12 protein-coding genes and 1 pseudogene are annotated in these 11,470 nt (G+C 72.5%); 10 read left to right on the forward strand and 3 right to left on the reverse strand.

Annotated elements, in window-relative coordinates:
* Nucleotides 1-177 precede the first annotated feature (177 nt).
* The 4 genes from rfbA to AB0B14_RS21365 all read left to right on the forward strand — a co-directional run bounded on the left by rfbA (nt 178) and on the right by AB0B14_RS21365 (nt 3,389).
* Complete coding sequence (gene rfbA / locus AB0B14_RS21350) at nt 178-1,068, forward strand: glucose-1-phosphate thymidylyltransferase RfbA (RefSeq protein WP_357067251.1); 891 nt, start codon at nt 178-180, stop codon at nt 1,066-1,068.
* Nucleotides 1,065-1,688 carry a dTDP-4-dehydrorhamnose 3,5-epimerase gene (gene rfbC / locus AB0B14_RS21355; protein WP_357067253.1) on the forward strand — a complete coding sequence of 208 codons (624 nt, stop codon included), beginning with the start codon at nt 1,065-1,067 and terminating at the stop codon, nt 1,686-1,688. Before rfbA ends, rfbC begins: the two co-directional genes overlap by 4 nt.
* Before the next feature lie 68 nt (nt 1,689-1,756).
* Nucleotides 1,757-3,115, forward strand: coding sequence for a Pup--protein ligase (gene pafA, locus AB0B14_RS21360; RefSeq protein ID WP_124816920.1), 1,359 nt, complete (start codon nt 1,757-1,759; stop codon nt 3,113-3,115).
* 79 nt (nt 3,116-3,194) lie between these two features.
* On the forward strand, nt 3,195-3,389 hold the full coding sequence (locus AB0B14_RS21365) for a hypothetical protein (RefSeq protein WP_357067255.1): 195 nt from the start codon (nt 3,195-3,197) through the stop codon (nt 3,387-3,389).
* A gap of 142 nt (nt 3,390-3,531) precedes the next feature.
* On the opposite strand, the gene AB0B14_RS21370 is transcribed toward AB0B14_RS21365, so the two are convergent.
* Together AB0B14_RS21370 and AB0B14_RS21375 are read right to left on the reverse strand one after the other, a co-directional pair.
* Nucleotides 3,532-4,617 (reverse strand): DUF3866 family protein, encoded by a 1,086-nt coding sequence (locus AB0B14_RS21370; RefSeq protein WP_357523739.1) that lies wholly within the window; start codon nt 4,615-4,617, stop codon nt 3,532-3,534.
* Nucleotides 4,618-4,678: 61 nt separating this feature from the next.
* Entirely contained in the window at nt 4,679-5,683 is a 1,005-nt protein-coding gene (locus tag AB0B14_RS21375; protein ID WP_357067259.1) for a cation diffusion facilitator family transporter, read from the reverse strand.
* 118 nt (nt 5,684-5,801) lie between these two features.
* On the opposite strand from AB0B14_RS21375, the gene AB0B14_RS21380 reads away from it, so the two are divergent.
* The 6 genes from AB0B14_RS21380 to AB0B14_RS21405 all read left to right on the forward strand — a co-directional run bounded on the left by AB0B14_RS21380 (nt 5,802) and on the right by AB0B14_RS21405 (nt 10,714).
* Nucleotides 5,802-6,800, forward strand: a complete 999-nt coding sequence (locus AB0B14_RS21380; RefSeq protein WP_357523928.1) for a WYL domain-containing protein — start codon at nt 5,802-5,804, stop codon at nt 6,798-6,800.
* On the forward strand, nt 6,797-7,852 hold the full coding sequence (locus AB0B14_RS21385) for a YafY family protein (RefSeq protein ID WP_357067261.1): 1,056 nt from the start codon (nt 6,797-6,799) through the stop codon (nt 7,850-7,852). Before AB0B14_RS21380 ends, AB0B14_RS21385 begins: the two co-directional genes overlap by 4 nt.
* Before the next feature lie 10 nt (nt 7,853-7,862).
* Complete coding sequence (locus AB0B14_RS21390; RefSeq protein WP_357067263.1) at nt 7,863-8,108, forward strand: hypothetical protein; 246 nt, start codon at nt 7,863-7,865, stop codon at nt 8,106-8,108.
* 168 nt (nt 8,109-8,276) lie between these two features.
* On the forward strand, nt 8,277-8,594 hold the full coding sequence (tatA, locus tag AB0B14_RS21395; protein WP_357067265.1) for a Sec-independent protein translocase subunit TatA: 318 nt from the start codon (nt 8,277-8,279) through the stop codon (nt 8,592-8,594).
* Nucleotides 8,595-8,612: 18 nt separating this feature from the next.
* Nucleotides 8,613-9,563 (forward strand): twin-arginine translocase subunit TatC, encoded by a 951-nt coding sequence (gene tatC / locus AB0B14_RS21400; RefSeq protein ID WP_357067267.1) that lies wholly within the window; start codon nt 8,613-8,615, stop codon nt 9,561-9,563.
* Between the two features lie 236 nt (nt 9,564-9,799).
* The gene (locus AB0B14_RS21405; protein WP_357523930.1) at nt 9,800-10,714 is read left to right on the forward strand and encodes a diacylglycerol kinase family protein; all 915 of its coding nucleotides are present in this window, start codon (nt 9,800-9,802) and stop codon (nt 10,712-10,714) included.
* Nucleotides 10,715-10,783: 69 nt separating this feature from the next.
* On the opposite strand, the pseudogene AB0B14_RS21410 reads toward AB0B14_RS21405, so the two are convergent.
* Nucleotides 10,784-11,467 (reverse strand): annotated as a pseudogene (locus AB0B14_RS21410) (EamA family transporter); the annotation flags it as partial.
* Between the last annotated feature and the right edge of the window lie 3 nt (nt 11,468-11,470).

Genomic DNA, 11,470 nt, shown 5'->3' on the forward strand with positions numbered 1-11,470 from the left:
GCCGTCGGCACTACCGAGGGGCTTGCCCAGCAGCAGGCGAACGTACTCCGACCCGATGAATCCGGCTCCGCCGGTGACGAGGATCCTCACGGGTCGGGAAGTGTACGCGAAGTTGGGTGCGGTGCGCGGGGCGCGACCCCCCGGCGCAGCCGGCTTTTGTGCCGCTAGGCTGCCCCGGTGCGTGGAATCCTACTTGCCGGCGGCACCGGTTCCCGGCTCTGGCCGATCACCCGTGCGGTCTCGAAGCAGCTGATGCCGGTCTTCGACAAGCCGATGGTCTACTACCCGCTCTCCACCCTCGTGATGTCCGGGGTGCGGGAGATCCTGGTGATCACGACCCCGGACGACCAGGACCAGTTCCGTCGGCTGCTCGGCGACGGCAGCCAGTTCGGGTTGCGGCTGGAGTACGTCAGCCAGGAGCGACCGGAGGGCATCGCGCAGGCCTTCATCCTCGGTGCGGACTTCATCGGCGCCGAGTCGGTGGCGCTGATCCTGGGTGACAACATCTTCCACGGCGGTGGCCTGGGCCGGCAGCTCGCCGCCCACGGTGACCCGGTCGGTGGGCGGGTCTTCGCCTACCAGGTGGCCAACCCGCAGGAATACGGTGTGGTCGACTTCGACGACGCCGGTCGGGTGCTCTCGATCGAGGAGAAGCCGGCCCGGCCGAAGTCCCGCTACGCGGTGCCGGGTCTGTACTTCTACGACAACCGGGTGGTGGACATCGCCCGCAAGCTCACCCCGAGCGCCCGCGGCGAACTGGAGATCACGGCGGTCAACGAGGTGTACCGGGAGACCGGGGAGCTGTCGGTGACGGTGCTGGATCGGGGCACCGCCTGGCTGGACACCGGCACGTTCACCTCGATGATGCAGGCGGCCGAGTTCGTCCGGGTGGTCGAGGAGCGGCAGGGTCTGAAGATCGGCTGTGTCGAGGAGGTGGCCTGGCGGGCCGGCCTCATCGACGACGACCAGCTGCGCGCGCTGGCCACGCCGTTGACCAAGAGCGGTTACGGCGACTACCTGCTCGGTCTGCTCGGCGAGCCGAACGGCAGCCACGGGGTGACCTGGTGAAGATCCGGGAGTTGAGCATCGAGGGCGCCTGGGAGATCACCCCCCAGCAGCACGGCGACCCGCGCGGCATGTTCATGGAGTGGTACCGCTTCGACAAGCTCGCCGACGTGGTGGGGCATCCGCTGCGGCTGGCCCAGGCCAACCTGTCGGTCTCCGCCCGCGGTGTGGTGCGCGGCATCCACTTCGCCGACGTCCCGCCGGGGCAGGCCAAGTACGTCACCTGTGTGCGTGGCGCGGTCCTGGACGTGATCGTGGACCTGCGGGTGGGCTCGCCGACCTTCGGTCGTTGGGAGGGCGTCCGGCTGGACGACACCGACCGCCGGGCGGTCTACCTCAGCGAGGGGCTGGGGCACGGTTTCTGCGCGCTGACCGACGACGCGACGTTGAGCTACCTCTGCTCGGCCAGTTACAACCCGACAGGTGAGCACGCGGTGCACCCACTTGACGAGGAGTTGGGCATCGAGTGGCCGGCCGACGTCCCGCTGCTGTCCGCGCGCGACGACGCGGCGCCGACGCTCGCCCAGGCCCGCGAGACCGGCCTGCTGCCGGAGTACGACAACTGCCGGCGGTTCGTGGCGAGCATCGGGCCGGACGGAATGTCGCACTCAACCGGTATGTGACCGCCCCCGGGGCACGACCTGTGGTGTGACAGTGACGAACGGGGCCTCCGGGCGGCTAATGTCTCACCATGGAGCGGCGAATCTTCGGCCTCGAGACCGAGTACGGCGTCACCTGCACCTATCGCGGGCAGCGGCGGCTGTCCCCGGACGAGGTCGCGCGGTATCTGTTCCGTCGCGTGGTGTCCTGGGGTCGGTCGAGCAACGTCTTCCTGCGTAATGGAGCCCGGCTCTACCTGGACGTCGGGTCGCATCCGGAGTACGCGACACCGGAGTGCGACTCGGTGACCGATCTCGTCGCCCACGACCGGGCCGGCGAGCGGATCCTGGAGGGCCTGCTCGTCGACGCGGAGAAGCGGCTGCACGACGAGGGCATCGCGGGTGAGATCTACCTGTTCAAGAACAACACCGACTCGGCCGGCAACTCGTACGGCTGCCACGAGAACTACCTGGTCTCCCGGCACGGGGAGTTCGGCCGGCTGGCCGACGTCCTCATCCCGTTCCTGGTCACCCGGCAGTTGATCTGTGGGGCCGGCAAGGTCCTGCAAACCCCGCGCGGCGCGGTCTACTGCCTGTCGCAGCGGGCCGAGCACATCTGGGAGGGTGTCTCCTCGGCGACCACCCGCAGCCGCCCGATCATCAACACCCGCGACGAGCCGCACGCCGACGCCGAGCGCTATCGGCGGCTGCACGTCATCGTCGGTGACTCCAACATGAACGAGGTCACCACGCTACTCAAGGTCGGCACGGCCGACATCGTGCTGCGGATGATCGAGGCCGGGGTGGTGATGCGGGACCTGTCCCTGGAAAACCCGATCCGGGCGATCCGGGAGGTGTCGCACGACATCACCGGTCGGCGCAAGGTGCGGCTGGCCAATGGCAAGGAGGTCAGCGCCCTGGACATCCAGCAGGAATACCTGTCCAAGGCGACCGAGTTCGTCGAGCGGCGCGGGGGCGACCAGGCCGCCAAGCGGGTCGTCGAGCTGTGGGGGCGGGTGTTGAACGCGGTGGAGAGCGGTGACCTGGAGCCGGTCTCCCGGGAGATCGACTGGGTCAGCAAGCTGCGGCTGATCGAGCGCTACCAGCGCAAGCACGACCTGCCGCTGTCGCACCCCCGGGTCGCGCAGATGGACCTGGCCTACCACGACGTGCGTCGCGGCCGCGGCCTCTACGGTCTGCTGGAGCGGCGCGGCGAGGTCGACCGGGTGGCCACCGACCCGGAGATCTTCGAGGCCAAGGAGACCCCGCCGCAGACCACCCGGGCCCGGCTGCGCGGCGAGTTCATCCGGCACGCCCAGGAGAAGCGGCGGGACTTCACCGTCGACTGGGTGCACCTGAAGCTCAACGACCAGGCGCAGCGCACCGTGCTCTGCAAGGACCCGTTCCGGGCGTACGACGAGCGGGTGGAGCGGTTGATCGCCAGCATGTGACCGGTTGCCGGCCCCGGCGGTGCGCTGCGCCGACGGGGCCGGTCAGCCCGGCGCACCGAGCGGTTAAGCTGAGCGCGCCATGACGACTTCTGGACCTTCCGACCGCCCTGAGGGCGGCACCGAGCGGCAGAACTGGGTCGAACGCCGGCGGGAGAAGATCCGCGCCGAGGTCGACCGTAACCGCCGCGGCGACTACACGGTGCCGACGTGGGTGCTGGCCCTGGCGCTGGTGCTCATCGTCGGCGGCTGGCTAGCCCTAATCTTCCTGGCCTAACCCACCCCGACCCCCCACCCACCCCACCCCACCCCACCCCCAGCGCGCGTTGATCATGAGGTTATTGCCATGACACGCCGAAGCGGCGGGCAATAACCTCATGATCAACCACCGGGGTGCGGGGTGCGGGGGCCGGGGGCGGTTAGGTGAGGTGGGTGGTGGCGTGGCGGCCTGCTGCGGCGGCGGTGAGGAAGTACGCGTGGTCGGCGTCGAGACCGCGGCCCATCGTGGACAGCGGCACGGAGCTGGCGCGCAGTGCGGCGTCGAGACCGGCGGTGGGCACCCGGACGATCCGGTGCCGGGCGGCGAGGGGGGCCAGCGCCGCGTCCACCTCGGCCGCGAGGGTCGGGTCCAGGTCGTCGGGCACCACCAGCTCCGCCGGTGCGAGTGCCACCCTGCCGTACGCGGTGAGGCTGTGGTGCGACACGCCCCGGTGCCGGGGGCGGGGGTCGGCGGCGGAGATGCGCAGCGAGCCGACCGGCCGTCCGCCCAGCGTGACGATCGCGTTGACCGCCTCGCCGACGGCGACGCCGGAGAACCCCCACCGGGTGCCGGTGCCCAGGTTGCCGGGCCCCTGGGCCACGATGGCGATGTCGGCGCCGAGCACGTACCGGGCGGCGAGCAGGCCGCCGTGCAGGGTGGTGGCCTCCAGGTCGCCGCCGAAGGCCTGCCCGACGGTGATGGTGCCGGCCAGGTCGGCGCGCAGGCCCGCGAGGGTGCGGGAGAACCAGGCGGGCAGGGCCCCGCCGTCGGTGAGCAGGTACGCCACCCGCGCCTGCGGGGCGTCGGCCCGGATGCCGGCCAGGATCGCCGGCAGCGCCGAGTGCAGGTCGGCGGTGACCACCGGCAGGCCGCCCAGGTGGTCCGCTTCGGCCAGCACCGCGCGGTGCGGGGACGCCTCCTCGTCGACGCCGAGCAGGATCGGCTGCAACGGGGTGTAGCGGGCCTTGACCAGGTGCCCGGCGTCGCGGGTGTCGCCGACGTCCGGCGGGTCCGGGGGCAGCCGGTCCGGCAGGGCCACCACGAGGGCGTACCCGCCGGTGCCCAACCCCATCAGCAGCGCGCCGGCGTTGAGCAGTACCCGGTCGCCGGGCTCGGGCGTGCCGACCAGCTCCGGGTAGGCCAGCGCCCGCATGCGGGTGCCGTCGGGCAGGTCGACGTCGAGCTCCACCGCCCCGGTCCACTGCCGTCGCCGCGTCGCCACCGTCCCCGTACGCCATCGCACCATGACGGGCACGCTAGCCGCGCGGCCCGGACGGTCCGCGCCCGGGTGCGGTGGGGGTGTCGGATCAGGTCGGGTCGGGGCCGCCGGCGTCCGGGGTCGGCCCGGCCTGGGTGTGTCGGACGGGTCCGGTGGCGCCCGGCATCGAACGGGTCGGGTCGAGGAAGACGAAGCGGATCTCCGGGTACCGGTCGGTGAGCCGGCGCTCGGCCTCGTCGGCGGTGGCCTCGATCTGCGCGCCGGTGGCCTCGTCGCGGAAGTCGACCTTCGCGGCGACCAGGATGTCCTGCGGGCCGAGCTGCATGGTCAACAGGGTGTCGATGCGTTCCACCTCGGGCAGCCCGGCCAGATCCTGCTCGATCTCGCGGCGCAGCCGCTCGGGGACGGCCCGGCCGACCAGCAGTGACAGGTTGTTGCCGGCGAGGATCCCGGCGACCGTGAGCAGCAGCAGCCCGATCAGGATCGACGCGACGCCGTCCCACACCTCGTCGCCGGTGGCGTGCGACAGGCCGACACCGGCCCCGGCCAGCAGCAGACCGATCAGGGCCGCGCTGTCCTCCAGGAAGACCGCCTTGATCGTGGTGTCGGCGGTCAGCCGCAGGAAGCGCCGGGGCGTGGTCTGCCAGCGTCGCGACTCGCGGCGCACCTGGCGCACGGCCCGGGTCAGCGAGATCGACTCGATGACGAACGACACCCCGAGCACGATGTACGAGACCAGGTAGTCGCCGCTGTGCTCGTGCACCAGGATCGTGGTGACGCCGTGGGTGACGGCGAAACCGGCACCGGCGACGAAGGTGAACATCGCCGCGAAGAACGCCCAGACGTAGCTCTCCTTGCCGTACCCGAAGGGGTGTCGCTGGTCGGCGGGCCGGGCGCCCCGGCGCAGCGCCTGGAAGAGCAGCACCTCGGTGGTGGTGTCGGCGACCGAGTGTGCCGCCTCGGAGAGCATCGCGGCGGAGCCGGAGATCAGCCCGGCGACCAGCTTGGCGATCGCGATGGCGAGGTTGGCGGCGCCGGCGACGACGACGGTGCCGATGCTCTCGCTCTCCGGCCTGGCCTCCGTTTGCGACATGAGGATCACCCTATGACCGAGCGGCGGCGGCGCGCCGGGGGAGGCCCGATCCGAACATGTGTGCGGCACGCCCGCGTGGGTGCACGGTGTGGGCGTGTCGGCTGCTAGCGTCTACCGGGTGTCGCGGACCCGCACCGAACGCCTGGTCAACCTGGTGATCTGTCTGCTGTCCACGCGACGGTTCCTGACCGCCGCGCAGATCGCCGCGACCGTGCCCGGTTATGAGCACGACCCGGACGACGTGCGCGACCACGAGGCGTTCCAACGCAAGTTCGAGCGGGACAAGGCCGAGCTGCGCGAGTTGGGTGTGCCACTGGAGACGGGCACGGCGAGCGCCTTCGACGCCGAGCCCGGCTACCGCATCGCCCACCGCGAGTACGCGCTGCCCGACATCCTGCTCGAGCCGGACGAGGCCGCCGCGGTGGGCATCGCGGCCCGGCTGTGGCAGCACGCCGGTCTGGCCGCCGCCGCGTCGTCCGGGCTGGCCAAGCTGCGCGCCGCCGGGGTCGACGTGGACCCGCAGGCCACCCTGGGTCTGGAGCCGATGGTCACTGTCGATCCGGCGTTCGCGCCGCTGACGGCCGCGGCCCGGGACCGCCGCGAGGTCGGCTTCGACTACCGGGTGCCCGACCGGGACGCGCCCAGCCGTCGGCGACTGCAACCGTGGGGCGTGGTCTGTTGGCGCGGCCGGTGGTATGTCGTCGGCTACGACCTGGACCGGGCGGCGACCCGCTGCTTCCGGTTGTCCCGGGTGGTCGGCGCGGTCCGGGTGACCGGTGCGCCTGGTGCGTACGAGCCGCCGGCCAACGTCGACCTGATCAGCCACGTCGCCCGCTGGTCGGGTCCGGTGGAGCGCACCGGCCGGGCCACCGTGCTGGCCGCACCGGGCCGGGCCGCCGGGCTGCGCCGCTGGGCCGTGGAGGTGACCACCGGGCCGGACGGCGACCGCCTGGTCCTGCCGTACGCGGACCCGGACGGGTTGGCCGGTCACCTCGTCGGCTACGGGCCGGACGTGCGGGTGCTCGACCCACCGGAGGTCCGCGAGGCGGTCATCCAACGACTCAAGGAGATCGCCGTCCGCCACGACGAGTTGGCCGTCGCCGGGGGTGCCCGGTGACCCGCCCGGCCGCCCGGGGCGGTTCCCGTGCGTCCGCCGACCGGCTGGCCCGACTGCTCAACCTGGTGCCCTACCTGCTGGCCCGACCCGGCATCGAGATCGCCGAGGCGGCCGGTGACCTGGGTGTCACCGACCGTCAGCTCCGGGAGGACCTGGAGCTGCTGTGGGTTTGCGGGCTACCCGGCTACGGCCCCGGCGACCTGATCGACATGGCGTTCGACGGTGACCGGGTGACCATCACCTACGACGCCGGCATCGACCGGCCACTGCGACTCACCCCGGACGAGGCCCTCGCGCTGGTGGTGGCACTGCGGATGCTCGCCGAGACGCCCGGGGTGGCCAACCGCGAGGCCGTCGAACGGGCCCTGGCCAAGATCGAGGCCGCGGGCGACCTGGTCGGCGCCCCGGTGGCGGTGCGGTTGCCCGGGGACACCCCGCGGGTCGAGGCGCTGCGTGCCGCCGTGGAGGGCGGCCGGGCGCTGCGGATCACCTACTACACGGCCGCCCGGGACGAGACCACCGAGCGCGTCATCGACCCGCTGCGGATGTTGATGGTCGGCGGTCGGGCGTACGTGGAGGCGTGGTGTCGGCGCGCGGAGGCCGTCCGACTGTTCCGGGCCGACCGGATCGACGCGATCACCGAGCTGGCCGAGCCGGCCACGGTGCCGCCGCAGGCCGTCCCGCACGACCTCACCGAGGGCGTGTTCCGCCCCTCGGCCGACCTGCCGCTGATCACGCTGCGCATCGGTCGGGGCGAGCGGTGGATCACCGAATATTATCCGTGCGAGCGGGTGGAGGCCGGCGACGGCGACCAGTGGCTCGTCTCGCTGCGCGTGACCGACCTGGGGTGGGCCCGCAGGTTCGTGCTGGGCCTCGGCCCGGACGCCGTCGTGGTCGCCCCGGTCGAGCTGGCCGAGCAGGTGCGGGCGGCGGCGGCCAGCGCACTTGACGCGTACGCCGTGCCCGCCCCCACGGCCGCACCCCGGCTGCCCGCCCTCGACGCGCCGAGCGCGCCGACGGGTGACCCGGCGGTGGCCGGCCGCACCCAGTAGGCTGACCGCCGTGCTGATCTGGATCGTGCTCGCGGTGGTGCTGCTCCCGCTCGTGGCGCTCGCGCTGGCCGTGCGCCCGGTGCTGACCCGGCTGCCTCGGCTGCACCGTGCCGCGGTGGCCCTGCAGCGGCGGGCCGCCGAGGCCGAGGCGCTGCGGGAGACCGCCGAGGTGTTGCAGCAACGTGCCGAGGATGTCCAACGCCAGCTCGACACCACGTCCCAGCGGCTCGCGGTGATCAAGGCCAAGCGCGGCTGATCCGGCCCGGCCGAGCCGGTTCCCGGCGGCAGTTGACGATCATCGCGCGTTGGTCAAGACTTCACCCTTCGGGTCGAACCACCCCCACCCGGCGGGTGGCGGGCAGCCGATCCGCACGTACGATGGGCTGCGTACCACCCCTCGGACACAAAGCGACTGGAGCTTCTCATGGGTGCCCTCAAGCCGTGGCACATCGCTGTTCTCGTGGTTGTGCTGATCCTGCTCTTCGGTGCGAAGCGGCTTCCCGACGCGGCCCGTTCGCTGGGTCGGTCGCTGCGGATCATCAAGGCCGAGACCAAGAGCCTGCAGGAAGACGACCGCGACCTCGCCGAGAAGGCCGACGCGCAGGCCGGCTACCAGCCGCTGCCGCCGCAGGCCGGGCAGCAGGCACCGTACGCCGGGCAGCCGCAGCAGGCGCCGTACCAGCAGGCGCCGCCGCAGCAGCAGCCGGTCGTCGACCCGGTGCACCGCGTCCGCGACAACTGACCGAAGGGCCCCACCACCGTGGCCTTCGCACTGCGTAAACGCGGCCCCAAGGCGTTCGAGCGGGCCGCCGACGGGTCGATGACGCTCATCGAGCATGTCCGCGAGCTGCGCAACCGTCTTTTCCGCGCGTCCGTGGCGATCCTGATCGGCTTCGGCTTCGGTTTTTGGTTGGCCAAGCCGGTGCTGCACCTGCTCCAGCAGCCCTACTGTGACCTGCCGCAGGCCCGATATGTCGACGGCAAGTGCGAGTTCGTGCAGCTCGGCCCGGCCGACCTGTTCCTGCTCAACCTGAAGGTCGCGCTCTGGGTCGGGTTGATCGTGGCCGCGCCGATCTGGCTCTACCAGCTCTGGGCGTTCATCGCGCCCGGCCTGCACCGGCACGAGCGGCGCTATGCGTACTTCTTCACCGCCCTCGCCGCGCCGCTGTTCGCGGCCGGCGCGGTGCTGGCGTACTTCGTCACGGCCAAGGGCCTGGAGTTCCTGCTCAGCATCTCGGACAGCGAGATCAGCACGACCCTGGAGATCACCAAGTACATCTCCTTCGTCACCAACCTGATCCTGTTGTTCGGTGTGGCCTTCGAGTTCCCGCTTGTCGTGCTGATGCTCAACTTCGTGGGCATCGCCAGCGCGAAGCGGTTGCTCAGCTGGTGGCGCGTGGCGATCTTCGTGTTCTTCGCGTTCTCCGCAGTGGTCACCCCGACCCCGGACCCGTTTGGGATGACCGCGTTGGCGATCTGCCTCTCCGCGCTCTACTTCGGTGCGGTGGGCATCGCCTTCCTCAACGACAGGCGGCGAGGGCGGGGCAAGGAGATCTACGCCGGCATCGACGACGACGAGGTGTCGCCGTTGGAGTTCGACGCGGACCCGGTCGTGGCCGGGCAGCGGGTCGACGCGACCGCCCCGATCGGCGTACCCGAGCCGGTCGCCCCACCGGCACCGATCGAGCGCCGCTACGACGACATGACCTGACGGCCCCGCACCACCCGGTCAGCCGACGCCGTCCCCGTTTCCCGGGGGCGGCGTCGTCGCGTTACCCGCGGCGTCGGTGACGGCACGTGCCCCCGGTGAACGTCGGGCGCCCGACCGGTACGGTGCTGCCCGTGACCGCAGACGATCACCTGCCCGGCCCGCCCGCCGATGGCCCGGCCGACCGCTTCCCGGTCGTTGGGCGACCGGCCGACCGCCTGCCGGTCGCTGGTGGCCCCATCGACCGCCTGCCGCTCGCTGATGGCCCGGTGGCCGTGCTCGCCAACCCGACCGCCGGTCGGGGACGCCACCGCACCCTGCTGCCGCGGCTGCTGGACGGGCTGGCCGGCGCCGGCCGACCGGTCCGGCTGCTGGCCGCGTCCGGTCCGGGCGAGGCGGAGGCGGCCTGCCGGGCCGCGGTCGCCGAGGGCGTCGGCGCGCTGGTCGCGATCGGCGGGGACGGCACCGTGCACCGGGCGATGCAGGCGGTCGCCGGCACCGCCGTGCCGTTCGGTCCGGTGCCGGCGGGGACCGGCAACGACTTCGCCCTGGACACCGGTTTCCCCGCCGACCCGGTGGCGGCGGTGGACGTGATCGCGTCAGCGCTGCGGGCCGACCGGACCCACGTCGTCGATCTGGCCCGGATGACCGGGGTCGACGGCGCCGAGCGCTGGTTCGGGGCGGTCCTCGCGGCGGGGTTCGACGCGATCGTCAACGAGCGGGCCAACCGGATGCGCTGGCCGCGCGGCCCCCGCCGGTACGACCTGGCGATCCTGGTCGAGCTGGCCCGGCTGCGGCCCCGCCACTACACGCTGCGCCTCGACGGGGTGCCGCTCGACCTCGACGCGGTGTTGGTGGCGGTGGGCAACTGCCCGACGTACGGCGGCGGCATGCGGATCTGTCCCGCCGCCGACCCGACCGACGGGCTGCTCGACGTGGTGGTCGCGGGTCGCGTCAACCGCCGGACCCTGATCCGGGTGAAGCCGCGCATCTACCAGGGCACCCACGTCAGCCACCCCCTGGTGACCAGCTATCGGGCCCGGACCGTGGAGTTGGCCGCCGACGGCATCGTCACCTACGCCGACGGGGAACGCTCCCTGGAGCTGCCGGTCACGATCAGCGCCGTCCCGGGCGCCCTGCGGCTGCTGCGGTGACCGCACCGCCCCGATGCTGGCCGCGATGACCAGCACGACGGCGGCGCACTCCAGCAGGGTCAAAGCCTGCCGCAGCACCAGCCACCCGGCGAGGGTGGCGATGGCCGGGCCGAGACTCATCAGCACCGCGAACGTGGCGGTCGGCATCCGCCGCAGCGCGAGCAGCTCCAGGGTGTAGGGCAGCCCGGAGGCGAGCACCGCGAGCCCGGTGCCGAGCGCCAGCACCTGTGGGTCGAGCAGCACCGCGCCGCCGTCGACGATGCCCAGCGGCAGGGTGACGAGCGCGGCGAGGGTCAGCGCCAGGGCCAGCCCGTCCGCGCCCGGGAACCGTCCGCCGACCCGGGCGCTCAGCACGATGTACGCGGCCCACATGGCGCCCGCGCCGAACGCGAATGCCACCCCGACCGGGTTCAGCCGGTCGAAGCCGCCCTGCCCGAGCAGCGCCACCCCGGCCAACGCCAGTCCGGCCCAGCCCCAGCTGGCGAGTCGTCGGGCGCTGACCACCGACAGCGCCAACGGCCCGAGCACCTCCAGCGTCACCGTGGGGCCGAGCGGGATGCGTTCGATGGCCTGGTAGAACAGCGAGTTCATGCCGGCCAGCGCCAGCCCGAACGCGCCCGCCGCGAGCCAGGCCGACCGGTCGTGGCCGCGCAGTCGGGGCCGGCACACGATGAGCAGCAGCACCGCCGCGATGGTCAGCCGCAGGGTCACCGCGCCGGCCACGCCGGTACGCGGGAACAGCAGCGCGGCCATGGC

Source organism: Micromonospora sp. NPDC049171 (assembly GCF_040648275.1).
GTDB lineage: Bacteria > Actinomycetota > Actinomycetes > Mycobacteriales > Micromonosporaceae > Micromonospora.

Excerpts from the sequence above, each read along its gene's own strand:
- AB0B14_RS21365 (WP_357067255.1), top strand. The coding sequence starts at position 3,195 with ATGACGACTTCTGGACCTTCCGACCGCCCTGAGGGCGGCACCGAGCGG.
- AB0B14_RS21375 (WP_357067259.1), bottom strand. The coding sequence starts at position 5,683 with ATGTCGCAAACGGAGGCCAGGCCGGAGAGCGAGAGCATCGGCACCGTC.
- pafA (WP_124816920.1), top strand. The coding sequence starts at position 1,757 with ATGGAGCGGCGAATCTTCGGCCTCGAGACCGAGTACGGCGTCACCTGC.
- AB0B14_RS21370 (WP_357523739.1), bottom strand. The coding sequence starts at position 4,617 with ATGGTGCGATGGCGTACGGGGACGGTGGCGACGCGGCGACGGCAGTGG.
- tatA (WP_357067265.1), top strand. The coding sequence starts at position 8,277 with ATGGGTGCCCTCAAGCCGTGGCACATCGCTGTTCTCGTGGTTGTGCTG.